The sequence below is a fragment of the Novosphingobium rhizosphaerae genome (genome assembly GCF_050920675.1).
In the GTDB taxonomy this organism is placed as follows: domain Bacteria; phylum Pseudomonadota; class Alphaproteobacteria; order Sphingomonadales; family Sphingomonadaceae; genus Novosphingobium; species Novosphingobium rhizosphaerae.
The window spans coordinates 3,085,009-3,107,309 of the sequence record NZ_CP137861.1; the positions used below are offsets into that span (position 1 = coordinate 3,085,009).

The window sequence follows — 22,301 nt, forward strand, 5'->3', positions numbered from 1 at the left end:
CGATGCCGGCTCGAAGAATCCGCGTCCTGGTCATCGACGACAGCGCCAGCGTGCGCCAGACCATGAAGGCGATCCTCGAAGAAGATCCCGAACTGGAAGTGGTGGCCACCGCGGCCGATCCCTTTGCCGCGGCGCGCCATATCCAGGAGCAGGTGCCCGACGTGATCACGCTGGACGTGGAAATGCCGCGCATGGATGGCATCACGTTCCTGCGCAAGCTGATGCAGCAATGCCCGGTGCCCGTGGTCATGTGCTCCTCGTTGACCGAGGAAGGCTCGGAAACCTTGCTCGAAGCAATGCATGCCGGCGCGGTGGACGTCATCCTCAAGCCGCGCATGGGCGTGGCCGATCATCTTTCCGAAAGCCGGCTGATGATCCGCGACACGGTCAAGGCTGCGGCGCGCGCCAAGGTGCGGCCGGGCGGGCGTGGCGGTGCAAGGGCAGCGCCGGCGCTGGGCACCCAGCCCAAATTGACGGCAGATGCCGTTCTGCCGCCCCCGCCCAGCCGTGCACCGGGCAGCAAGGCGATGAGCCGCACCACCGAGATGGTCGTATGCGTCGGCGCTTCTACCGGCGGGACCGAGGCCTTGCGCGAAGTGCTGGAAGCCTTGCCGGCCAATGCACCGGGCATCGTCATCGTCCAGCACATGCCCGAGCACTTCACCCGTGCCTTTGCCCGCCGGCTCGATGGGCTGTGCGCGGTGACGGTGAAGGAAGCCGAAGATGGCGACACGGTGATGCGCGGCCACGTGCTGATCGCGCCGGGCGGCAAGCACATGCTGCTTGAACGCCAGGGCGCGCGCTATCTCGTATCGGTGCGCGATGGGCCGTTGGTCAGCCGCCACCGGCCCTCGGTAGACGTGCTGTTCCGCTCTGCCGCGCGTTGCGCCGGATCGAATGCGGTGGGCATCATCATGACCGGGATGGGTGATGACGGCGCACGCGGCCTGCTGGAAATGAAGCAGGCCGGCGCGCGCACGATGGCCCAGGACGAAGCGACGTCGGTGGTGTTCGGGATGCCCAAGGAAGCGATCGCGCGCGACGCGGCCGACAAGATCGTGCCACTGGGGGCCATCGCCCAGGAACTGTTGCAGGCCACGGCCCGGTAAGGAGAGCCGCGATGCAGGCAGAACCCGTGATGCACCCCATGACAGAAAGCCAGCCACCGCCGGCCGATGGCGCGCTGACTGCGCCGCTGCGCCTGCGCCTGGCAGACATCCTCCATGGGCTGGATGATCACTTCACCCGCATCGGCACTACGCTGGAACGCACGGTGGAGGCGATCTCTGCCGTGGTGGGCACGCTGGGGCAGATCAGCGCGGCGCTGGGTGCCAGCGACGGCACCGGGGCGGTCGGCAACCTGACGCGCGCCGCCAAGCGCCTCTATCGCGTGGCAGAGCAGGCCAACCGGCGCGCCGAACAGGTGGGCCATATCCGCGCCGTTTCGGCCCGGCTGACGGCGCAGATCCACGATCTGCAGCGCACGCTCGAAGCGCTCAAGATCTATGGCATGAACGTCAAGATCGCGGCCGGGGGCGCGCGCGATTTCGTCGATTTCGCCGATCTGATGGCGCAAAAGCTGGATATGGGCAAAGCCGATGCCGCTGGTTTCGACGGCCGCCTGGCCGAACTGGAACGGGGCGTTGCCAGCATGCTGCGTTCGGATTCCCGCCTGGTCAGCGAATGCGCGCGCGTGGTGCCGCAAGTCCCCGACCGGTTGATCCGCGATGCCGAGGCGCTGCAGACCCACCAGGACAGCCTGGCCGCCATGGCGCGCACCACTGGCGAGATCGCCGCGACGATCCAGACCAAAGTGGCGGCCGTGCTGGGGGCGATCCAGATCGGCGACATTGCGCGCCAGCGGTTGGAGCACGTGCTGGCCGGATGCGAAATGCTCGACGCACACCTGGGCGGCCGCGCGCCGGCCAATCCGGCAGAGGAAGCGGCCTGTCACCACCTGCTCGCCCTGCTGCATGCGCAGTTGGAAGAGACGGCGATCGATTTCCGCCGCGAAACGCTGGTGCTGGTCGATTCGCTCCACGATCTGGAGCCGGAGGCCAACCGCCTGCTGGCGCTCCAGGCCCCGCACGAGCAACCCGCGCAGGCTGAAGGCGCCGAAGAGGATGGCCGCACCGCACGCGAGGCCGCGTTCCTGCGCGAGTTGGAAGGTGGCATTGCCGAAGCGACCGCGATGATTGGCCAGTTGCAGGAAGCCGATGCCCAGGCCGAACAGACCCTGGAACTGATCATCACCACGGTGGAAGACCTGATGGCCCGCGCCGCCATGATCCGCCACTTGCGCGTGGACGTGCAGTTGATGGCAATCAACATCGGTCTTTCGTGCCGCCGCGTCGAGGCGATCGGCCGGCCGATGACGGTCATCGCCAACGAAATCCGCAGCCATGCCGAAACGCTTGATGGGGCCGTCACGCATATCAACGCGGCTGCGAGCGACCTGAGCAATTGTTCCGCCGCGATGCGCGGCACCGACCGTTCCGGCGAAACCCGCACCGGCGACGAACTGGCGCAGTCGCTGGCGATGATCCGGCAGGGCGCCCAGCGGACCGAACAGGCGATCGCCGTGGCGGGGAAGCAGAGCGACACGATCGCCACGATGCTGCGCAAGACGCGCGACGAACTGGAAGTGAGCCTGGATCTGGCCAAGACGATCGAGGTGATCGCGGTGCGCACGGCCGATCTGGCCGGCACTGGCGGCCGCCAGGACGCCGGCGCGCATGCCGCCATCGCGGGCCTGATGGGCGCGCTTGGGCAGATTTACACCATGGCCAGCGAGCGCGTGGTGCACGATCGCTTCCTGCTGGAAGGCATGGCCCCCTTGACCAGCAGCGAACCCGCGCAAGGCTTTGGTCCATCGGGCGGTGATGATGACGATGCCCTGTTCGACGATGCGTTGTTCTGATTGCCGCGCTCGCTGGACCTGAGGCAAGGCCTGTCTATAGTCCTGCAGTGATGAGCCTGACCGAGACACCCATCCAGCGCGTCGATGCCGGCAATCCAGGCCGGGGCCGGCCGCGCCAGTTCGATCCCGATGCTGCGCTGCTTGCCGCACTGCGTGTGTTCTGGACCCGGGGCTATGACGGCGCCTCGCTTTCGGAACTGACCGAAGCCATGGGCATCACCCGGCCCAGCCTCTATGCCTGTTTCGGCAACAAGGAAGCGTTGTTTCGCAAGGCCTTGGACCTTTACGAGCGGGACAAGCTGGCGTTCGTGAGAGAAGCGCTGGGCGCACCGACCGCGCGCGGCGTGATGGAAGCGCTGCTGGGCGATGCACTGACGATGCTGGCCGGCCGCGATTCCGGCCGCGCCTGTTTCGGCGTGATGAATGCCGTGGCATCGACGACCTATGACGAATCGATGCGGCGCGAAGTCATTGCGCGACGCTCTGCCTACGAACAGGCCATTCTCGATCGCTTCGTTCGCGCCGAGGTCGAGGGCGATTTCCCTGGCTACAGCGCGCCGTCGCTGGCCGCGCATTGCCTTTGCATCTTGAGCGGCATGAGCGTTCAAGCCAGCGCCGGCGCCGATGCCGCGCGGCTGCACGCGATTGCGGAAACGGCCCTGTCGCTCTGGCCGGGACGATGACTGCCCCACATACGTTTGCAATACCGCTCGGTATATAAAGCGGTTGACGGCGCTCCGTGCGCTTTCTATACCAATTGGTATTGAAAGCCTTGGGCCCAGCCGGCACCCCCCCCTTAAGCCGGCCCCCCCCCTCCCCGCGGCCCACCAAGGGCTTTCATGGTGCGACGCGTCCCCTGCGCGTCGGTCAAGGACTGCTGCTGCGTGTCTTGTCCCAAGGCCGCCGGCAGGGCCTGGCCCCGGTTTCGTCGATGCGCGTTCGTGCCCGCCTACGCGCCTCGACGGAACCGGTTCGGCACCACTGCTTCCCAGAACTGTTTGCAATCGTTTTGCATATTGTTGCAAATATCGCGTCCAGCGGTGCCACACCGTAGCCCTACGGTATTGGCCGCCGTGACCCCGAACTAAAGCTGAATTCGGTTATAACAGAGGAGGTTCGGCCATGCCGGACCGGGATGGGCGAAATCATCGTGCCGCAACGCACTGTGCACATCGTGGATAGCGATACCCTGCATCGCCGGGATGTGACCCTGATGGTGCGTAAGCAAGGATTGGACTGCCACCCCTTTTCGCAAACCGCCGATCTGGAAGAAGCGCTCGGCTACATCCAGGCCGGCTGCGTGCTCATGGCCTGGCGCGGGGCATCGCCCGAAGCCGATGCCAGCACGGATGATGATGAAGGCCCTGGCGCCATGGTGCGCAGCGTGCTTGCGTTGCGGCCGGAAATGGCGGTCATCGTCATGGCCCAGGCGCCAACCATCCGCGACGTGGTCGAAGCGTTGCGCGCGGGCGCGGTCGATTTCCTGGAGATCCCGATCCGTGTCGAAACGCTGCGCCCCGTGCTCGACCATGGCTTTTCCATACTGCCCGCACGCGTGGCAAAGCAGCAGCGCGTGGGCCAGGCCACCGCGCTCACCACGCAATTGACGCCTCGCGAACAGGAAGTGCTGCGCGGCGTGGTCGCCGGGCTTACCAACCGCGCCATTGCCGAACGGCTGCACATCGGGGTACGCACGGTGGAAATGCACCGCGGCAATATCATGCAGAAGCTGCAGATGGACAATCTGGCGGCGCTGATCCGCTTCGCCATCCTGACCGGCATCCTGGACCAAGGCCTCGATGCGGCCTGAAGCGACGGTGCCGCTCGGCCATTGGCTTTATGTCAGCCGCTGCATGGTGGCGCCCGCCTGGGCCGCCAACACGGTGGATGCGCTCGTGGCGCAGGCGGTTGCCCGCAATGCGCAGCTGGCGTTGACCGGCGCGCTGCTGTTCACCGGATCACACTTCGTCCAGGCGCTGGAAGGCCCCGAGCCCGCGCTGGCGATGATGCGCGCCACGATCTGCCGCGATCCTCGCCATGCCGGCATCCGGACGCTTGACGAAGGCACGCTCGCGCAGCGGCGGTTTGCGGATTGGTCGCTGGCCTATGCCGGCGGCTCCGCCTACCTTGCCGCCCAGGTGCAGCAGGCAATCAATCTGGCCGATCGGGTGCCCACGCTGGTTCGCCTGCTGCAGGCCTTTGCCTTTCCTGCACCGCGCCCGGCCTGAGCCAATGCGATGAGCAACAAATATTAACTCTGTGACGTGATGTTACGCATAATGAAGGACTGCGTTCGCATTTGGCGGCGCGGTGCGGAGTACGGCCCCAGTGCGCAGGACAATGTTCGAAACGAACGCCGGCACCCATCCCGATACCGCCATCGGTGGGGCCGCCTTGGCCGATCGGGTCTATGCCGAGCTGGTGCGCGGGCTCTATGCTTCGGTGCTGCAGGCCATCTACATGGCCGTGATCTTTGCCACCTATCTGGCGCTGGTTCTGCATGCCACGCTCGACATGCCGATCATGGTGCTGGGCGGCCTGGCCACGCTGGCATGGGCCACGCGGATCACGCTGACCATGCGCTTGCGCCACCACGCGTTGACCGCCCTGCTCGATCGCGCGGCCGCGCGGCGGCTCGAACTGTATTTCGCCCTGCCCTATGGCGTGTTTTCAGCGCTGCTTGGCCTGATCGGAGGCCGGGTGTTCTGGCTGGGCCACGCTGATGCGCGCACCCTGACGATCTGTGTCCTGGTCGGCTTTTGTGCGGGCATCGCCACGGGCGTGGGATCGCGGCCGCGCCTGGCCACGGCGTTCATGGCCCTGGCGATGGCGCCCACGCTGTTCGTGGCACTGCTCGAAGCCCACCCGCTGTCGATCGGCATGGCGTTCATCGCCACCGCCTATGTCACCGGGGGGCGGCAATCGCTAAAGATGCGCCACGACATGGTCATGGCCGAAATCGGTCACCGCCTGGTCTCGCTATCGCTGGCCCGGCGCGACAACCTGACCGCCTTGCCCAATCGCCTGGCCCTGCGCGAGCATTTCGAGGCCAATGCCCAGTTGATGTCCACCCACGGCCTGATCGCGGTGCACTACCTCGATCTCGACGGGTTCAAGCCGGTCAACGATGCCTATGGCCATGCCACCGGCGACCGGCTGCTGGAGCAAGTGGCCAACCGGCTGCGCGGCGCGATCCGCAACGGGGATATCGTGGCGCGTCTGGGCGGTGACGAATTCGCCGTGGTCCAGTTCGGCCTGTCCCGCGCCGAGGAAGCCGCGCTCCTGGCCGAGCGTTTGCGCACCACCATTGCCGATCCGTTCGAACTGGATAGCCACACCATTCGCATTTCCACTTGCGTGGGGACGGTGGTGAGCGACAACCGCGCCGATCCGCTCGACAGCCTGCTTCATGCCGCCGACGCCCGGCTCTACCAGGCCAAGCGCGCACGCGGCGCCCATCCGCGCCGCGTGGCCTGAGCCCAAGCCGATCAGAACACTCGACGCAGGCTGAGCAGCACGGTCCGCCCCAATGGGTCGATGGTGGCCGGCTGATAGGCGGCCGGTGTTGCCCCGCTGGCATCGGTTACGCGCTGGCGCCGGTTGAAAAGATTGTCGACGCTCAACGACACGCGCGTGCCCCTGGCCCAGGCCTGCCGGGGGAAGCGATTGGCCAGATTGGCAAACAGCCGCAGGTCCAACGTGGCCAACGGAGCAAAGCGCAAGTTGCCCGCGCTGGTGCCGCTGTCCATGTGCGCTGCACTTTTCCAGCTGCCTTCCAGCCGCGCGCCCAGGCCATTGTCGGTCACGCCAAGGTTCGCATCCACCGAATGCCGCGCCTCGGCCGATCCGGCGAGCGTGCCCCCTTGGAGCAGATCGACCGCAGCCGTCCCCTGCTGCAGCACCGCGCGGTCGCTGAAAATCCAGCTATGATAGACCGAAAGCTGCAGCCTGGCGCCGTTGTCGCCGCCGCCAAAGCCCCCTGGCCCGCGCGGACCAAACCCGCCGGGGCCGCCAAAGCCGCCGGGCGGCGGCCCCATCCCCGGCGGTGGGCCCATGCCGTCAGGCGGTGGTCCCATGCCATCCGGCGGGGGAGGCATGCCATCGGGCGGCCCGTCAAAACCGCGCGGGGCGCTGGGATCTTGCGGGCGATTGCCATCCACCACGATGGCGCCGTCTTCGCCACTGCCGGGCGGGGGCGGCATGGGCATGTCATTGTCCGCCGCAGCGGGAGATCCATCGCCGGTCGACGGCGCGGCGTCTTGCTTGCCGGCAAGCCCGGCGCGCGAGTCCAGCCAGGGCGGACGCATGCCCGGCGGTGGCATGCCTGGCGGCAGCGGGGGCCGCTTGGCGGCGCGCAGCACCTGGGTGAAATTGAAGCCCCAGCGCAACTTGTGGGTTTCCTGCGAGGCGATGTTGAGCGCGCGGCTGTCGATCGACACCAGCGTGCCTTGCGCATCGCGCACATAGCGATCTGGAAAGGCATCCATCAAGGCCACCGTCGCCCCGCCGGGGCTGACGATGGCGTTACGGTTGCGCACTTCGATATAGTTGGCCGTCAGCGTCAGGTTCAGCTTGCTCCAGGGCTTGACCGTGGCCGCCAGCTTGAACACGTGCCGGTTGTCGGCCGCGAGCGCCGCATTGCCGCCCGTGATCTGCGTCACCAACGCGGTCTGCCCCGTGGCCTGGTCATAGACCCTCACGTTCTGCGTCGATACCAGCGGCCCGCTGCGCTGCGCCAATGTGGGGGCAGATCGGTCTTCGTCCACCGCGGCGATCAGGCTGATCCCGTCGCGCGGCACCCACGTGAGGCCATAGCCCAGCGTGCCCAACGCGCCGTAATCGGATACCTGCGTTACTGATGCGTTGAGATTGGCGGTCACTTTGCCCAGCGCGCCCAGCACGCCCTTGCTCCGGCTGGCGATGGGCAGGTCCAGGCTCAATTGCCCGCTGGTATTGCTGCGGCTGGCGGTCGATTGGCTGGCCCCGCTTTGTGTCATCGCGCGCGAGCGCAGGCTGGAGAGATCGCCCCCGACGCGCAGCGAAATCGCTGCGTCGCCGGCCGGCAGGTGCACCGCCTTGCCATGGACCAGCACGCTCGCGCTGCCGCTGTCGCTGATCGCCGTGCTGCTGTCACGCAGCATGGCGCCCAACTGGCTGGCCGAAAAGGTACCATAGGGATCGACCGTCGCATCGCCTGCTGCCAGCGCGGTCTGCAACGCCGTGGTATCGTATCCACGATCGCTGCCGGTGCGCGTGTCACCATGGCTGTAGCTGCCGATCAGCGAGAGATGCCAGCGCGTGGAAAGATCGGCGTTGAGCGTCATCCCCGCCCCCGCCGTGGCCGTGCGCGTGGTCTGCTTGAGCGGATCGGACGAGAGAATGCGATCGACGCTGGTGGCCGTGCCATCGGCAAAGGGGCTGTTGGCGGGAATGTCGAGCGTGGCCGTGGCCAGGCCATTGCGCGCATTGCTGGCGGTATAGCTGCCCTGGGCATTGATGCTAAGGTTCACCTTGTCGGCAAGTTGCCGCGCCAGGGTGGCGTTGGCCCCCACAGTCTGCGTGGCTGGTTGCAGGGTGCGATTGCCCGCCTGGTTGCCCAGTGTGCCGGTGGGATCGGTCGCACCGCTGGTGTCGGTGGTGACACCACGATCGCTTTCCAGCAGGGAATTCTGCCCGCTGGCACGCAAGGCCACGTTGGTGCGGTCGTTGTCGCGAATGCGGGTCCAGGTCACGTCGGCCGTGCCGTTTTGTCCCTCACCCTGGGTTGCCAGCCCCGCCGATAGGTTCGCCACCCGCGCGCGAAAGCGGCGGCGCAGGATCACGTTGACCACCTTGGCCTGGGCATCATAGCCATATCGCAACGCGACCTCTTCCGGCAGGATATCCACGCGCAGCACGGACTCGGTTGGCAAGTCCTTGACTTCGTTGATGCCCGAAACACGCTTGCCGTTGACCAGCACCACCGGGCCGTCGTTGCTGCGCCCCTGGTCGCTTTGCGTCTGCGCGGCGATCTGGTCGAGCAACTCGCTCACCGTGCCAACGCCATAGGCGGCGATATCGGCGGGGTTGAGCGAGTTTTCCGGCGGGATATCGCCGATCACCGCGCCTGGCACGGCCTTGCCAGACACGACGATGGCGTCGTTGTCGCCGGCTTGGGCTGGGGCTTGCGCTTGCGCCGGCTTGGCCGCTTGGGCCAGTGCGGGCGTTGCTACAAGCCAGGGCAACAGGGCCGCCCCAGCCAGCAATGGACCACGGCCGCGTGCCACGTTACTGCCCATCTTGCGGCGGAGGCCCGTTGCGACCGCCCGGCGGCGGGCCAGCAAACCCACCCGGTCCGCCAGGGCCACCTGGCCCTCCCGGACCGCCGCGGCCCTTGGTCAACTTGCGCATCATTTCCTGCACTTCATCGGCCGAAAGCGTGCCATCGTGATCGAAATCGGCGGCATCGAAACGCTTGCGTTCGAACGTCAGCAGTTCATCCAGCGAAACGCCGGCATCGTAATTGGTGTTGGCGTCCACGATCGTCATGGCGCTGAGCGGCTCGATCAGCAGGGCCAGGACGCGATCCTGCATCTTGGTGCCCAGATCCGGCGCGATGGTTTCGGGCACCGGCCCGCCACGATCGGCCACGGTGCGGTCTTCGCCCGCCGCCACCGAACCCAGGCCCTTCTGCCAGGCCATGAATTCCTCGATGGTGACGTGGCCATCGTGATCGGTATCGATCCGTTCGAACCGCGCGCGGATGATCGCCTCGCGCCTGGCCGCGATCACCGCTTCGAGCTCAGCCAGAGTCACGATGCCATCATGGTTGCCATCGGCCGCGCGGAACATGCGCTCCACCGGCTCATCCAGCGCCTTGCGCTTGATCGGGGCCAGGGGCTTGGGCTGGGCGTCACCGGGCGGAGGACCGCCGCGGCCGCCGCCTGGGCCACCACCGCCCGGCCCGCCCATGCCGCCTCCCATTCCGCCTCCCATGCCACCGCCCATTCCGCCATCCATGCCACCCATCTGGGCCAGGGCAGGCGTTGCCAGCAGCAGGACGGCACAACCAACCAGCGACAATGTCTTGCGCATCAGCCAACCTTTCGATGCGCGGCCAGGGAAAGGAAAAGGAGGGAAGCCGCGCGACAGGCCTGCGATATGGCGCAGGCGCGCAAGGCTGTGGGTCAAGACTTGCGCACCCTTGCGTAAAGTTTTCGAAAAGGCAGGGTGACACAGCGCAACACATCGCCGATGCGCCAAGGTTGCCGATGACTCACCACCTGCCCCGCATTCTGCTTGTCGACGACGATGCCGATCTCAGCGCGCTGTTGCGCGAGTATCTGGAGCGCGAAGGCTTTGCCGTGGAGACCGTGTTCAACGGCGTCGATGGCGTCACCCAAGCGCTGGGTGGCGGATTCGACGCCGTGATCCTCGATGTCATGCTCCCGCGGCTCAACGGTATCGAGGCCCTGCGCCAGATCCGCGCCACCAGCATGGTGCCGGTGCTGATGCTCACAGCCAAGGGCGACCAGGTCGATCGTGTCGTCGGCCTGGAACTGGGCGCCGACGATTATGTGGCCAAGCCCTATTACCCACGCGAGCTGGTGGCCCGGCTGCGCGCCATCCTGCGCCGGCGCGCGCCCGATCCGGCGCTGCCCGTGGCGGCAGAGGCCCGTCGGCTGACGCTTGGACCGCTCGATGTGCAGGTCGCCGCGCGCCGTGCCACCTGGCAAGGAACATCGCTCGATCTCACCCCGTCGGAATTCAATATGCTGGTGGCGCTGTTGCGCGCGGGCGAAGACGTCGCAACCAAGGATGTGCTTTCGCTGCAAGGCCTGGGCCGTCCGCGCCAAAGCTATGACCGCAGTGTCGACGTCCATGTCAGCAACTTGCGGCTCAAGCTTGAGGCGGCCACCGCCGCGATGCTGGGCATCGAAACCGTGCGCGGCGTGGGCTATAGGCTGGCGCTGGCCACGGCCAGGCCCGGGCGATGAAAGCGCGCCTTTTCTGGAAGATCCTGCTTGCGTTCTGGATCACCTTCCTGGCCATTACCCAAGGCGTCTGGCTGCTGTTCGAGGCCAACCGGCTGCGCCACGCCGGGCCCGATGGCCTGGCCCCGGTGGAGGCTGGGCAAACGATCCTGGCCGCCGGGGCCAACCTGGTCCACATCGGCGGCACGGCCGCGTTCGATCGCTATGTTGCCGGGCTTCCGCCACGCCAGCAGGCCCGGCTGCAACACCTGGCACAACCATTGCCGCCCGATCCGGTCTGGCTGGTGCAACGGGCGACCACGCCCGACGGGCACGTGCTGTGGCTGCGCTATCAGGTGGCGCCGCGTGGGCCAAGGCCGGCCCATGGCCTGAACGTGCCGCCCGAAATGCTGTTGCTGGGCCTGCTGGGCGGCCTTGCGTTCAGCGCGGCCCTGGCCTGGTATCTTACCAGCCCGATCAATCGGCTGCGGCAGGGTTTTGGCGCACTGGCCTGTGGTGACTTGGGCACGCGCCTGGTGCCGCGCATGGGCCGGCGGCGCGACGAGATTGCCGATCTGGCGCACGATTTCGATCGCATGGCACAGCGGCTGGAAGAACTGGTCGCCATGCGTGACCGGCTGCTTCATGATGTCAGCCACGAATTGCGGTCTCCCCTGGCGCGGCTCACCCTGGCGATCGGCCTTGCCCGCCTCTCGCCCACGGGGATCGACCACGCGCTGGACCGGATCGAACACGAAGCAGGGCGCCTCGACGGGCTGGTGGGCGAATTGCTGCAACTGGCGCGGCTTGAACACCAGGATGCCCCCGGCGAAGATTATTTCGACCTTGCAGACCTGGTTGCGGGCGTCCTCGCCGAAGCCCGGATCGAGGCGGATGCAGCCGGCGTCGCGCTGGTCTATGCGCCGGATCTGCCGCCGGAAGAAGACCGCCCTGCCCTGCGCGGCCAGGCGATCCTGGTGCACCGCGCGATCGACAACGTCGTCCGCAATGCCTTGCGGTTCACCCCGCGCGGCGGTGCGGTGCGGGCAACGCTTGCACTGGGTGATGGTGCCTATGTACTGGCGGTACAGGATGAAGGCACCGGCGTGGCCGAAGCGATGCTGGCCATGATGTTCGAACCGTTCGTGCGCGGCGAGCCTGTTGGCGACGGCCAGGGCCAGCCTTCGGGCGGGCCGGGCCTGGGCTTGGCCATTGCCCACCGCGCCATCGCGGCCCATGGCGGCACGATCGCGGCGCGCAACCGTCCGCCCCATGGCCTGGAAGTGACGATCACGCTGCCCGTGGGCACGCTGCCCACGGCGGGGTGATCAAACCTCGCTTAGTTCGGCAACCAGATCATAGGCATCGCCGCGATAATAGCTGTGGGTGATTTCGATCACCCGCCCATCGGGCAGGAAGGCGCGGCGCTCGATAAACAGGCATGGATCGCCGGCCGCGATGCCCAGCAACTCGGCAATGTCGGCGGAGAAGCTGATCGCCCGCACCCGCTGCAGCGCGCGCACCGGGCGGTGGCCGGCCTGCTGCAAAGCGGTGTAGAGCGAATTTTCCACCGTGCCGACCGACGGCAGGCCCCAGCCCGGCACCGTGGCACCTTCGAGCGCCATGGTTTCACCATCGGCATAGCGGATGCGCTGGAAGCGATAGACTTTCGACCCCGGCGACAGGCCAAGCGACAGCGCTTCTTCGGGCGTGACCGACCCTTCGGAACGATCGATCCACTTGTTGCCGGGCTTGCGTCCGCGCGCCATCATGTCTTCGGAAAACGACGACAGCGCCGAAAAGCTCTTTTCCACGCGGCCGCCGCTGGATTTCTGCACGTTTTCGGAAACGAACGTGCCAGCGCCCTGGCGCCGCTCCAGCAGGCCCTCTTCCACCAGGCCATCGATAGCCTTGCGGATGGTGACGCGGGACAAGCCATATTCCTCGCACAAGTCGCGCTCGCTCGGCAGCGCCGAACCGGCCGACAGTCGCCGGCTATCGACGGCTTGGCGGATGAGCTTTTGCAGGCGCATGTACCGCGGCCCGGCTTCGTTTTCCCGAAGCGCACCAATATGATCGACGAAGCCCATGGCTCTCCTTTACGCCCAAGCACTACGACGGCTGGCGCTTTTCAACAACAGGGATTTTATCCGTATCATAATGGTTATGAATTGAACGCATCCCGCCCCCTCGCCCCCCGAGAATCGGCACGCCACTTTGCCGGGCGAATCCGCCCCGCATCAAGGGGGGCAGCATGGCCCATGCCTCTCGTTTTTGGGTCCATTTCGGAAAATTCATAGGTCTGGGATGCGCCATCGGCCTGCGCAAAACCGGCCCGCCAAGACCTTTGCCGCAGATGCGCAATATGTGCCCGGCCACCCTCGTTCGAGCAGGACAGCACCACTTCGCCGGGCGTTTTGGTTAACGCCTGATCCACGCTATCTTGCGGAAGATCGCAGGACGCCGCCGGGACTTTTGCACATCCTTGTTTTCAGGCTGTTTCACCTGCAACGATGCCATGATCCGGCGCAGATCGTGCCTGCCAGCGGCGCGGCATCGTCGCTTCGCCCAAGGCGTCCACCCGCCCCGCAAACTGGCCATTCAGGCCGGTATTTCCTGTGCGTCACCCATGGCCAACATCCCTGCTGCACTGCGTCAACAAGCGCTTCATTGCCGTGCCGAGCCGGCCGAAAGCCCGGTTTTCCGCAAGCCCCGCGCCATGCGAACGGACGCAAACCCACGGTTCTTCATCTCTCCGCCGATTTACAGCACGCAAATCAGGCGTTAGGCCCCACGCAGCATTTTGGAGAAACGCTACCATGAACACTACTGAACTTGTCGATGCCGTTGCCGCCAGCCAGGGCATTGCCAAGGCCGAGGTCCGCAAGACGGTTGACGCCGTGTTCGCCGCCATCGCCGAAGCCGCTGCAAAGGGTGAGGAAATCTCGCTGAACGCGTTCGGCAAGTTCAAGGTCAAGGACGTGCCGGCCCGCGAAGGCCGTAACCCCTCGACCGGCGAACCGATCCAGATCGCTGCTTCGCGCAAGCTGAGCTTCGCTCCGGCCAAGGCGCTCAAGGACAAGCTGAACGGCTGATAGCCGCCGCTGGCTTTTTCTTCGGAAAGGCGTTTCGTGGATTTCGACGACCAGATGCGCCGCTATTTCGGCGTGACCGATCCCGGATCGGCCACGCCAGCAGTCCTCGCCGCCGGCATGGAACGCCTTTCCGTTGATTTCGGCCTGGAACGTGATCCCGGCCGGCGCTTTGCGATGTGGGCGCTGATGTACATCCTGGGCAATGCGCCCGATCTCGACGTGGCCTTCCCCGATCCTGCCGCACAGGACGCCGCGCGCAATTTCATGGACATGCTGGACCAGATCCAGCGAGAGGCAGACCTGCAGGCCGGCGATCAGGCCTGATCGCGGCTGCCGATTTCCAGCACTTCCACGGCATCGGCCTTGCCGCCGAAATCCACGCTTTCTCCCGCCTCGGCGCCCATGATGGCCCGCGCCAGGGGCGCGGAAAATGACAGCAGGCCCGCCGCCGGATCGGCCTCGTCATCGCCCACCAGGGTGATCGTGCGCAGTTTGCCGTTGTGCCGCAGGGTAACCGTGGCGCCAAACTCGACGACTGTCCCCGATGGCAGCGGCATGACCTGCGCCGTGGCAAGGCGCGTGCTCCAATAGCGCAAGTCGCGCCGCGCCGCCTTGAGGGCATCTTCATCGGCAAGCGCAGCCACTTGCGCTTCCACCTCCGCCACCTTCGCAGCAATCTGCTCCAGTCCCCTTGGCGTCACCAGGTTGGGTCCGGTCGGGATCGGCCGCTCGAACTTGGGTTCGAGATGTTCGTCATCGCTTTCGCGGCGAAAAGCCACACTCATGCCGGGTCCTCGTCCTGCGCCGTCCAAGCTTCCATGTCGGCCTCTTCACCGATCAGGGCAAGGCCATGGGCGATAGAGGTCAATTCTTCGCCGCTTTCGATCCGCCCCGCGCCGAACCGATCGACGAACAATTGCCGCACCGCCGGGATCAACGAGGAGCCTCCGGTGAGGAACACATGGTCGATCGCGTCGCGCGCCAGACCGGCGGTAGCCAGCGCCGCATCGACGGTTTCGCCGATCCGGGCAAGGTCGGGCGCGATCCACGATTCGAATTCGGCCCGGCGCACGGACACATCGAGCGCCAGATGCGGGCTTTCGAACGTGAAGCGGGCTTCGTCCTGGCTCGACAGCGCGCGCTTGAGTTGGCCCACCGCGTCGTAGAGCGGATAGCCCAGTTCGTTTTCCACCACCGCGATCATCCGCGCGATCGCCTGGGGATCGCTGGCGGCACGGCGCAGGCGAGCGAGTTCTTCCAGCGTGCGCCGATTGCGCATCAAGGCCAGGCGCGACCAATCGCCGAAGTCGGTGAAATGGCCATCGGGGATTTCCAGCACCTTGTCGAACGAGCGATAGGTGCCCCCCTTCCCCAGCATCGGCAGGATCAGGCGGTCCATGATGCGATAATCGAACCGGTCGCCGGCCAGGCCAATGCCGGCCGAGCCGAGCGGCAGACAACGGCGCGCCGCCCCCGGTGCATCGACCCTGACCAGCGAAAAGTCGCTGGTGCCACCGCCGAAATCGGCCACCAGCAGCGTGGCGGGTCGCTGCAACCGCCGGGCAAAGCTGAACGCCGCGCCCAATGGTTCATAGACATAATGGACCGGTCTGCCCAGCACGCCGAACATCGCGTCATACCGCTGCCTGGCAAGGGCGGGGTCTGGGCGCGAGCCGACATAGCGCACCGGCCGGCCAACCACGACGCGGTCGGGCAAATCGGCCAGCACAGCGCCGCCACGGGCCACCAGGTGGCGCAGGAACACCTGACCCAGTTCTTCGAACCGCAGGCGCTTTTCGAACAGATTGGCGTGATCGAACGTGGGATTGGCCGCGACAGACTTGAACGATTGAATGAAGCGGCTGCCGCCGGGAAAGTCGAGGAATTCGGCGATCGCCCAGGGCCCGGCTTCATGGGCCAGGGCGCCACGCGGGCCATCATCCTGCCAAAAGCACAGCGCGGTGCGAAACACGCTGGCGCTGCCATCGGGCGTGGCGAAGGGCACCAATTGCGCGTCGCCCGCCCCGGAAGAGCAGGCGATCACCGAATTGGTCGTGCCGAAATCGATTCCGACCGCGCGCGGGGCCGGCGTGGTGGCGGCCATGCACGCCGTCCTTTCAAATGCCATCGGGGCGCGCGGCTATGGCAGGGTGTCTTCCCGGGCGCAACTGCGGCCTGGCGGGAAAAGACCGGTGGGCGATCGCCTAAGCGGATCGCCCACCGGCAGCAGGGTGAAACATGATCTGACGCTAGCCTGCGCCAGTCCGCACGGCAAGGCCAGCCCTGCCATGGCCACATTTCCCGGTGTGAAACGCTTGGCACCACGGCCGCCTTGCCGCACAAGCGCCGCTGTCATGACGCTCGCCTACACCCTCGACGCCACCGCAGATGCCGTTGCCCAGGCGCTGGGTGCCGATCGCAATGGCGATGTGTGGGCTGGTGGCGCTGTCCGCGCCGGTGGCTATGCCCCCGTGGTGGTGCGGGGGCGCGACGGGCGCCGACGGATCGTGCCGCGCCAATGGGGCGTGCCGCCACCGCCGCGCGGCCAGCATATCGTCACAACTGTGCGCAACGTGGAAAGTCCGTTCTGGATCGGCACCTTGCGCCATCCCGAAATGCGCTGCGTGGTTCCCGCCACGCATTTCCGCGCCGGCGGCCCGCGCCGCTGGTGGCGATCGCCCGATGCGCCGATCATGGGATTTGCCGGCATCTGGCGCGATTCCGAAGTGCCCAGTTTTGCCGTGCTGACCGTCGCCGTCGACACGCTGTCCGGCCCCGCCGGCATGCCCACTTCAGTGCCATTGCTGTTGAATGCGGCGGAGCAGATGCAGTGGTTGGCGCAAGGCTGGAAGGATGTCGAAAGCCTGGTCCGCCCTGTCCATCCCGATCGGATCGCCGAACTGGGTGCGTGATTCCAAAGACTTGCCGCGGGCGGTGCCAAACGCGGGGTGATCTGTGCAGTTTTCCTCCGATTATACGTTTTTTTTGGAAACCTATCTTGGAATCCGGCGTTGCGGTCACCATTGGAGCTTTTCAGGGACCGTCACGTCGAAGCGCTGCGCCTATGGCCGGCGCGATCCAGATCGAGTGGAAATGAGACAGGAATTCAACAACCACGGTGGCGGCGTCGCCATCATTCGCGCCAGGGATTTCGCACCCCAGGAAATCACCCGGCCCGTGCCCCGCGTGGGCGTGATCGCCAATCCGCGCAGCCACCGCAACCATGGCGGCTCGCGTCCTGCGGCGCTGCCCGAAGCGGTCGTGTTCAAGCGAGAGCCGGCGTCGCGCAACGAACTGGTCAGCATTCTCACCCAATTCGCCAATGAGGGCGTCGAACTCATTGTAATCGATGGCGGTGATGGGACGGTGCGCGATGTCTTGAGCGTGGCGCACATGGTCTATCGCGGCGCCTTGCCGCGCGTGGCGGTGATCCCATCGGGCAAGACCAACGCCTTGGCGCTCGATCTTGGCCTGCCCGCGCATTGGGATCTGGGCGATGCCATCCGCGCCCATGCCGAAAACCGCGTGGCGGATCGTGAACCGGTGCATATTCACTGGAACAACAACGCACTGCCAGATCAGCTGGGCTTCATTTTCGGGCTGGGCGTGTTCAGCCGCGCCACGCTGCTGGCGCAGCGCGTTCACCGCAAGGGCATGTTCAACAACATTGCCGTGGCTTTGACCGTGGCGATGGCCTTGCTCAAGAGCCTGCTGGGCGGCCCGCGTAACAATTGGCGCCGGGGTGACATGGCCCGGGTTTCGCGCAACGGCGTGGACGTCTTTGCCGAGCGGGTCTACCTGATGCTCGCCTCCACGCTGCGGCGCATGCCGGTGGGCCTGCGTCCATTCGGCCGGGCGCGTGACGGGCTCAAGTTCCTGACGGTGAAAGCGCCGCCTCGCGCGCTCTATCGCAATTTCCTGTCGGTGATGAAGGGCAAGGAATCGCCCCAACTGGAGGCGGATGGCTATCTGCGGCGCGACGTGGACAAGGTCTATCTGTCGCTCGATCGCGGGTTCATCCTGGATGGTGAACAGTTCCCCGGCGGCAACCTGATCATCAGCCGCGGCCGGCCGATCCAGTTCGTGGTGGCGGGATGAGCCTGAGGCCCGCCGTCGCGGCTATGCTGGCCCAACCGGTGAAAGCAGAGATCGTGGCCGCCGCGCGGCAGGTCTGCGCGCGCCTGGGCGGTGACGCCGTGCTGTTCTATGGCTCCAACCTTCGGCGCAACGATCTGGAAGGCGTGGTGGATTTCTACGTCATCCACCGCCGCGCGGCGCGGGGCGCGGGCGCCGTGCTGTGGCCCGATGTGGGGTATCATGAGGTAAACCTGGGCCAAGTGACAGTGCGCGCGAAAGTGGCGGTGCTCTCGCTCGACCAGTTCCGTCGTGCCGCGGCCGGCCGGGGCTTCGACACCACCGTGTGGGCCCGTTTCAGCCAGCCCGCGCGCTTGCTGGTCCATGCCGACGCCGCCATGGCCGAGGCGGTATGCGACGCGGTTGCCACGGCGATCGAGACCGCCGCGCGCTTTGCCTTGGCGCTGGGCCCCGATCATGGCCCGGCAGACGCCTGGTGGCTGGCGCTGTTTCGCCAGACGTATCGCGCCGAATTGCGGGTGGAGCCGCCGGCACGGAGCGACACGATCCTGGCAGGTGATCCCACCCATTTCCGCACGATGCTGCCGCTGGCCTGGGCCAGCCAAGGCATCTTGCTGGGCGGGACGGCGCAGGATTGGCATCCCGATGTGCCCCCGGCCTGGCGCCTGCGCTGGCGACGCGCCTGGGCCGTGCGCCGCACGCTGGGCAAGCCGCTCAATGCACTGCGGCTGATCAAGGCCGCTTTCACCTTTGACGGCGCCGCACGCTATGCCCTGTGGAAGATCGAGCGCCATTCCGGCCTTCGCCTTGCCTTGACGCCATGGCGCGAACGCCATCCGATCCTCGCGGCGCCGGGCGTGCTGCTGCGCCTTTGGCAGGCGCGCCGGGCATGAACGGCTTTTCGGCGCTTGTGCTGGCCGGATCGCGCGGGCCAGACGATCCGGTTGCAGCGAGCGAGGGCCTGGCGGCCAAGGCCCTGGTCACCGTCGGCGGCGTGCCCATGCTGGTGCGGGTGGTGCGTGCCTTGCGCGCGGCTGGCGCCATCCGCGTGGCGGTGGCCGCATCCGATCCGCAAGTGGTGGCACTGGCACGCGAACTCGGTTGCAGCCTGGTTCCGGCTGCCAGTGGTCCAAGCGAAAGCGCTGCGCGTGGTTTTGCCGAACTGGGCGCGCCCATGCTGTTGACCACGGCCGATCATGCGCTGTTGCAGCCGCAGTGGATTGACGATTTCCGCCGTGCCGTGGCGCCAGGGGCCGATGTATCGGTATTGCTGGCGCGGCGTGATGTGGTGGAAGCGGCCGTTCCGCACACCCGCCGCACCTGGCTGCGTTTTGCCGATGGGCAATGGTCGGGCTGCAATCTCTTCCACTTTGCCACGCCGCGCGCGGCCGAAGCCTTTGCCCTTTGGCAATCGGTGGAGCGTGATCGCAAGCGTCCTTGGCGGATCGTCTGGCGCCTGGGGCCCTGGCTGTTGCTGCGCTATGCCGTCGGGCGGCTTCCGCTGCGCCAGGCGATGGCACAATTGGGCCGCCGTGCCGGGCTGGCGGTGGAAGCCGTGGCGAGCCCCCACGGGCTTGCCGCCGTCGACGTCGACAAGCCGGAAGACCTGGCTTTGGCGCGCCAGATCGTGGACGGCCCGCCGGCCGCCTGAAACAGCGCGCTTACGTGGCCGCCTCTTCCAAACCATGGCGCATGGCATAATGCCACAGCACCGCGCCCAACAGGACGCTGGCCGCGACCGAGCCGGCAAAGACGCTGATACTGGCGCCCAGCGCGCCGATGCGGGGCAGCAGTACGAGCATCAAGGCGATCTGCAGGGCAACCGCCACAGCGCGGGCGACGGTGGCGGAAAGCGCGCGATGGACCGAGAGCAGGATCGGTTCGAACGCGGCGGCGGCGAGTTCGATCGCGCCAGCCCCGGCCAGCCACAGCAGATAGATATAGCCCGCGCCGAAATCGTGCCCACCCACCAAGACCAGCAGGTCGTGCCCGGACACGGCCACCAGCGCCATGACCGCGCCTGCCGCGCCCAGGCATGCCAGCCCAAGCCGCAGCACGCCGGACCGAAAACGCGCACGCGAAGCGCTGCGGATCGACCGGACGATTTCGGGAAAGGCGGCACGCGTCAACAGGATGGACAGCTTGGACAGCGCATTGGCAAGCTGGGCGGCCAGGCGGAAGGCGCCGGCTGCCTCTGCCCCGGCAAAGCCGCCTACCAGGAGCAGGGGTGCTTGGCGCGCGGCCAGGCCCAACGTGGATCGGCCGTTGGTGCTGATCAGCACGCGCGCAATTCCGGGGTTTTCCGCACGGACGGCGCGCCAATCGAACGTGGCGGCCAACAGCGAACGGACGTCGCCGGTTTGCGCCGCGAGCGCCCAGGTTGCCGCCAAAGTCAAAAGCTCTGCCACCGCCCAGGCCAGCAGGAATCCCGCCAGGTCGGGCCAGAACCACTGGGCCAGGCTGGCCCCGATCAACCGGCCGATCGGCTGCACGCTATCGGCCATGGCTGCCAGGCGAAAGCGATCGCGCATGCGCAGGATGCCGGTGGGGGTGGAGCGCAGCGTGACCAACTGCACCACCGCATAGCCGATGGCAAATGGCACCACCGCGCTATCCATGCCAAATGGCGTGGGCCACAGCAGGAACAGCGCGATGACCAGGCCGATGCCCACGCCGGCACTGCACACCTCGATCAGCGCGGCCGCCTGTTCCAGCCGCCAGGTTGCGCGCGGGTTTCCGGCACCCTCGTGCGCGAGCCCGTATTGCACCACCACTTTCCACGTTTCGAAGCTGACCAGCATGGCCAGCGTCTGCGCCGTCCCGGTGATCAGCGCAAAGCGGCCGAAATCAGCCAGCCCCAGCGTGCGCGTGGCCATGCCGATATAGACCAGCGACAGCACCGCCATCAGTGCATTGCTGGCCAGCAGCCAGCCCAGATTGGCAAGTACCCCGCGCCACCGCGATCGCGCGGTCACGCGTGGGCTCCATCCGCGGCGCGTCTCGCAGGCCCGGCCTGGGCCAACGCCAACAGCGCATCGGCCGCGCGCTGCACCGCGGGGTGTCCGGGCTGATGCGAAACCGTATCGTCGAAAATCGCCTCTTGCACCGCGCGATAGGTGGCGTGGCGCGCCCAGGCGCCAGGGATCAAGGCGGCCAGGCCCGCAGCATCGCGCGCCACATCGCCGGCGCGCCAGGCCGGATAGGCCCCTTCGCGCGAACGCGGATCATGCGAAAACGCGTCGACAAACAGCAGCGGGCGTGGCCTGACCAGGAATTCATAGACCTGGCTCGACACGTCGCCGATATAGGCCTGCGCCGCGAGGGTGTAGGTCATGTCGACCAGCGCCGTGCTGCCGGTGTCGATCAGGATATTGGGCGCCGCCCGCCAGCGTGGATCGATGCCGGGGCGCAGGCGCGCCGTGCGATATTCGAGCGAAACATGCAGTTTCTTGGCAAACAGCATGATGTGCGGGGCAAAGATCAGATTGTAGCCCTGCCCTTCGCCTTGCGTGAACCAATCGAGCAGCGCGGGACCGTGGTCGTACCAGCTCGACAGCAGCGGGTCGAAGTGCGGGTTGTAGACCAGCACTGGATTATCGTTCGAAAACAGCTTTTTCGACTGCGAAAGGTCGATCGTGTCGAACTTGGGATAGCCGATCACCCGCAGCCGTTCGGCCGGGGCCACGCCACGCGCCACCATTTCGCGCGCGGTCTTGTGGCCACTCACCATGATAAGGTCGAACCCACCCTTTTCGGGATGATAAGACACCATGCGGTCGCCCGCCCCATGCGGAACATAGGCAAAGCGCGCGCGGCCATCGGGCGCGCGGACCGAAAGGCACGTGCGCTCTGCGCTGACCACCACGCGGGCCGCGTTGATGCGCACGGCGTGATGGCGCAACCGCATCAGCCGGCGCACCGGCGCGACCTTGTTGGGCAGGGCAAGCGTCGCTTCCAGCCAGGCCGGCAGGGCCATGTCGAACCAGCCGACCCGTGCCGCCGCATCAGGGCCCAGGATCGTTTCCACCCGCGCGCGGATAGCCGGCGTTGCCGTGGCACACGTGATGGGTTGGCCCGGCGCGCCCGTTTCGATCAGCGCCCGCGCGATGCCGGCAATATGCGCAACCTGGTGCGGGGCATCGTGATTGAACAGGAACAGAATGTCGTCCGCCATGCGCCGGCGCTCTCTCAATTCATCGAGAATTGCAACCTTTTACCGCTTGGCATGGGCGCGTGCAT

21 protein-coding genes are annotated in these 22,301 nt (G+C 66.6%); 14 read left to right on the plus strand and 7 right to left on the minus strand.

Features of this window, described 5'->3' with window-relative positions; genetic code table 11:
- Window positions 1–2: 2 nt before the first annotated feature.
- The 6 genes from R9J51_RS14085 (at window position 3) to R9J51_RS14110 (ending at window position 6,397) form a co-directional block, all read left to right on the plus strand.
- Window positions 3–1,109: a protein-glutamate methylesterase/protein-glutamine glutaminase gene (locus R9J51_RS14085; protein ID WP_179504798.1), complete on the plus strand. Its 1,107-nt coding sequence runs from the start codon at window positions 3–5 to the stop codon at window positions 1,107–1,109.
- Window positions 1,110–1,120: 11 nt separating this feature from the next.
- Window positions 1,121–2,920 carry a hypothetical protein gene (locus R9J51_RS14090; RefSeq protein ID WP_179504799.1) on the plus strand — a complete coding sequence of 600 codons (1,800 nt, stop codon included), beginning with the start codon at window positions 1,121–1,123 and terminating at the stop codon, window positions 2,918–2,920.
- Window positions 2,921–2,970: 50 nt separating this feature from the next.
- Window positions 2,971–3,603 (plus strand): TetR/AcrR family transcriptional regulator, encoded by a 633-nt coding sequence (locus R9J51_RS14095; RefSeq protein ID WP_179504800.1) that lies wholly within the window; start codon window positions 2,971–2,973, stop codon window positions 3,601–3,603.
- Window positions 3,604–4,055: 452 nt separating this feature from the next.
- Entirely contained in the window at window positions 4,056–4,730 is a 675-nt protein-coding gene (locus R9J51_RS14100) for a response regulator transcription factor (protein WP_168555018.1), read from the plus strand.
- A complete protein-coding gene (locus tag R9J51_RS14105; RefSeq protein ID WP_168555019.1) occupies window positions 4,720–5,148 on the plus strand; it encodes a BLUF domain-containing protein in 429 nt (142 codons plus the stop codon). Before R9J51_RS14100 ends, R9J51_RS14105 begins: the two co-directional genes overlap by 11 nt.
- A gap of 112 nt (window positions 5,149–5,260) precedes the next feature.
- The gene (locus R9J51_RS14110) at window positions 5,261–6,397 is read left to right on the plus strand and encodes a diguanylate cyclase domain-containing protein (protein ID WP_432787492.1); all 1,137 of its coding nucleotides are present in this window, start codon (window positions 5,261–5,263) and stop codon (window positions 6,395–6,397) included.
- Between the two features lie 11 nt (window positions 6,398–6,408).
- On the opposite strand, the gene R9J51_RS14115 is transcribed toward R9J51_RS14110, so the two are convergent.
- Together R9J51_RS14115 and R9J51_RS14120 are read right to left on the minus strand one after the other, a co-directional pair.
- Window positions 6,409–9,144, minus strand: a complete 2,736-nt coding sequence (locus R9J51_RS14115; RefSeq protein ID WP_432787493.1) for a TonB-dependent receptor — start codon at window positions 9,142–9,144, stop codon at window positions 6,409–6,411.
- Window positions 9,145–9,187: 43 nt separating this feature from the next.
- Window positions 9,188–9,994 (minus strand): EF-hand domain-containing protein, encoded by an 807-nt coding sequence (locus tag R9J51_RS14120; protein ID WP_169474513.1) that lies wholly within the window; start codon window positions 9,992–9,994, stop codon window positions 9,188–9,190.
- A gap of 176 nt (window positions 9,995–10,170) precedes the next feature.
- Here R9J51_RS14120 and R9J51_RS14125 point away from each other — a divergent pair, with 176 nt between their 5' ends.
- Together R9J51_RS14125 and R9J51_RS14130 are read left to right on the plus strand one after the other, a co-directional pair.
- On the plus strand, window positions 10,171–10,896 hold the full coding sequence (locus R9J51_RS14125) for a response regulator transcription factor (RefSeq protein WP_179504802.1): 726 nt from the start codon (window positions 10,171–10,173) through the stop codon (window positions 10,894–10,896).
- Entirely contained in the window at window positions 10,893–12,200 is a 1,308-nt protein-coding gene (locus R9J51_RS14130) for a sensor histidine kinase (RefSeq protein ID WP_179504803.1), read from the plus strand. Before R9J51_RS14125 ends, R9J51_RS14130 begins: the two co-directional genes overlap by 4 nt.
- Here the strand turns inward: R9J51_RS14130 and R9J51_RS14135 are convergent, their stop codons facing one another.
- Window positions 12,201–12,962 (minus strand): GntR family transcriptional regulator, encoded by a 762-nt coding sequence (locus R9J51_RS14135; protein ID WP_168555024.1) that lies wholly within the window; start codon window positions 12,960–12,962, stop codon window positions 12,201–12,203. It abuts the gene before it with no gap.
- Between the two features lie 585 nt (window positions 12,963–13,547).
- Here R9J51_RS14135 and R9J51_RS14140 point away from each other — a divergent pair.
- Together R9J51_RS14140 and R9J51_RS14145 are read left to right on the plus strand one after the other, a co-directional pair.
- Entirely contained in the window at window positions 13,548–13,967 is a 420-nt protein-coding gene (locus R9J51_RS14140; protein WP_432787998.1) for an HU family DNA-binding protein, read from the plus strand.
- Window positions 13,968–14,003: 36 nt separating this feature from the next.
- Window positions 14,004–14,291: a hypothetical protein gene (locus R9J51_RS14145; RefSeq protein WP_179504804.1), complete on the plus strand. Its 288-nt coding sequence runs from the start codon at window positions 14,004–14,006 to the stop codon at window positions 14,289–14,291.
- On the opposite strand, the gene R9J51_RS14150 is transcribed toward R9J51_RS14145, so the two are convergent.
- Together R9J51_RS14150 and R9J51_RS14155 are read right to left on the minus strand one after the other, a co-directional pair.
- A complete protein-coding gene (locus R9J51_RS14150; RefSeq protein ID WP_179504805.1) occupies window positions 14,282–14,752 on the minus strand; it encodes a GreA/GreB family elongation factor in 471 nt (156 codons plus the stop codon). The genes R9J51_RS14145 and R9J51_RS14150 overlap by 10 nt on opposite strands.
- The gene (locus R9J51_RS14155) at window positions 14,749–16,071 is read right to left on the minus strand and encodes an Hsp70 family protein (RefSeq protein WP_179504806.1); all 1,323 of its coding nucleotides are present in this window, start codon (window positions 16,069–16,071) and stop codon (window positions 14,749–14,751) included. The genes R9J51_RS14150 and R9J51_RS14155 overlap by 4 nt, the downstream gene beginning before the upstream one ends.
- 250 nt (window positions 16,072–16,321) lie before the next feature.
- Here R9J51_RS14155 and R9J51_RS14160 point away from each other — a divergent pair, with 250 nt between their 5' ends.
- The 4 genes from R9J51_RS14160 (at window position 16,322) to R9J51_RS14175 (ending at window position 19,713) form a co-directional block, all read left to right on the plus strand.
- Window positions 16,322–16,879 carry a DUF159 family protein gene (locus R9J51_RS14160; protein ID WP_179504807.1) on the plus strand — a complete coding sequence of 186 codons (558 nt, stop codon included), beginning with the start codon at window positions 16,322–16,324 and terminating at the stop codon, window positions 16,877–16,879.
- A gap of 181 nt (window positions 16,880–17,060) precedes the next feature.
- The gene (locus tag R9J51_RS14165; RefSeq protein WP_168555030.1) at window positions 17,061–18,065 is read left to right on the plus strand and encodes a diacylglycerol/lipid kinase family protein; all 1,005 of its coding nucleotides are present in this window, start codon (window positions 17,061–17,063) and stop codon (window positions 18,063–18,065) included.
- A complete protein-coding gene (locus R9J51_RS14170; RefSeq protein ID WP_179504808.1) occupies window positions 18,062–18,955 on the plus strand; it encodes a hypothetical protein in 894 nt (297 codons plus the stop codon). Before R9J51_RS14165 ends, R9J51_RS14170 begins: the two co-directional genes overlap by 4 nt.
- A complete protein-coding gene (locus R9J51_RS14175) occupies window positions 18,952–19,713 on the plus strand; it encodes a nucleotidyltransferase family protein (protein ID WP_179504809.1) in 762 nt (253 codons plus the stop codon). The genes R9J51_RS14170 and R9J51_RS14175 overlap by 4 nt, the downstream gene beginning before the upstream one ends.
- Before the next feature lie 10 nt (window positions 19,714–19,723).
- On the opposite strand, the gene R9J51_RS14180 is transcribed toward R9J51_RS14175, so the two are convergent.
- Both R9J51_RS14180 and R9J51_RS14185 read right to left on the minus strand, forming a co-directional pair.
- Window positions 19,724–21,037: an oligosaccharide flippase family protein gene (locus R9J51_RS14180; RefSeq protein WP_179504810.1), complete on the minus strand. Its 1,314-nt coding sequence runs from the start codon at window positions 21,035–21,037 to the stop codon at window positions 19,724–19,726.
- Window positions 21,034–22,236: a hypothetical protein gene (locus tag R9J51_RS14185; RefSeq protein WP_179504811.1), complete on the minus strand. Its 1,203-nt coding sequence runs from the start codon at window positions 22,234–22,236 to the stop codon at window positions 21,034–21,036. Before R9J51_RS14185 ends, R9J51_RS14180 begins: the two co-directional genes overlap by 4 nt.
- Window positions 22,237–22,301: the final 65 nt, after the last annotated feature.

What these genes read in the sequence shown, in the direction of transcription:
- R9J51_RS14125 (WP_179504802.1), top strand. Translation starts at nt 10,171, where the DNA reads ATGACTCACCACCTGCCCCGCATTCTGCTTGTCGACGACGATGCCGAT.
- R9J51_RS14095 (WP_179504800.1), top strand. Translation starts at nt 2,971, where the DNA reads ATGAGCCTGACCGAGACACCCATCCAGCGCGTCGATGCCGGCAATCCA.
- R9J51_RS14130 (WP_179504803.1), top strand. Translation starts at nt 10,893, where the DNA reads ATGAAAGCGCGCCTTTTCTGGAAGATCCTGCTTGCGTTCTGGATCACC.
- R9J51_RS14105 (WP_168555019.1), top strand. Translation starts at nt 4,720, where the DNA reads ATGCGGCCTGAAGCGACGGTGCCGCTCGGCCATTGGCTTTATGTCAGC.
- R9J51_RS14100 (WP_168555018.1), top strand. Translation starts at nt 4,056, where the DNA reads ATGGGCGAAATCATCGTGCCGCAACGCACTGTGCACATCGTGGATAGC.
- R9J51_RS14175 (WP_179504809.1), top strand. Translation starts at nt 18,952, where the DNA reads ATGAACGGCTTTTCGGCGCTTGTGCTGGCCGGATCGCGCGGGCCAGAC.
- R9J51_RS14155 (WP_179504806.1), bottom strand. Translation starts at nt 16,071, where the DNA reads ATGGCCGCCACCACGCCGGCCCCGCGCGCGGTCGGAATCGATTTCGGC.
- R9J51_RS14090 (WP_179504799.1), top strand. Translation starts at nt 1,121, where the DNA reads ATGCAGGCAGAACCCGTGATGCACCCCATGACAGAAAGCCAGCCACCG.
- R9J51_RS14120 (WP_169474513.1), bottom strand. Translation starts at nt 9,994, where the DNA reads ATGCGCAAGACATTGTCGCTGGTTGGTTGTGCCGTCCTGCTGCTGGCA.
- R9J51_RS14160 (WP_179504807.1), top strand. Translation starts at nt 16,322, where the DNA reads ATGACGCTCGCCTACACCCTCGACGCCACCGCAGATGCCGTTGCCCAG.
- R9J51_RS14085 (WP_179504798.1), top strand. Translation starts at nt 3, where the DNA reads ATGCCGGCTCGAAGAATCCGCGTCCTGGTCATCGACGACAGCGCCAGC.
- R9J51_RS14110 (WP_432787492.1), top strand. Translation starts at nt 5,261, where the DNA reads ATGTTCGAAACGAACGCCGGCACCCATCCCGATACCGCCATCGGTGGG.
- R9J51_RS14135 (WP_168555024.1), bottom strand. Translation starts at nt 12,962, where the DNA reads ATGGGCTTCGTCGATCATATTGGTGCGCTTCGGGAAAACGAAGCCGGG.
- R9J51_RS14165 (WP_168555030.1), top strand. Translation starts at nt 17,061, where the DNA reads ATGAGACAGGAATTCAACAACCACGGTGGCGGCGTCGCCATCATTCGC.
- R9J51_RS14170 (WP_179504808.1), top strand. Translation starts at nt 18,062, where the DNA reads ATGAGCCTGAGGCCCGCCGTCGCGGCTATGCTGGCCCAACCGGTGAAA.
- R9J51_RS14150 (WP_179504805.1), bottom strand. Translation starts at nt 14,752, where the DNA reads ATGAGTGTGGCTTTTCGCCGCGAAAGCGATGACGAACATCTCGAACCC.
- R9J51_RS14185 (WP_179504811.1), bottom strand. Translation starts at nt 22,236, where the DNA reads ATGGCGGACGACATTCTGTTCCTGTTCAATCACGATGCCCCGCACCAG.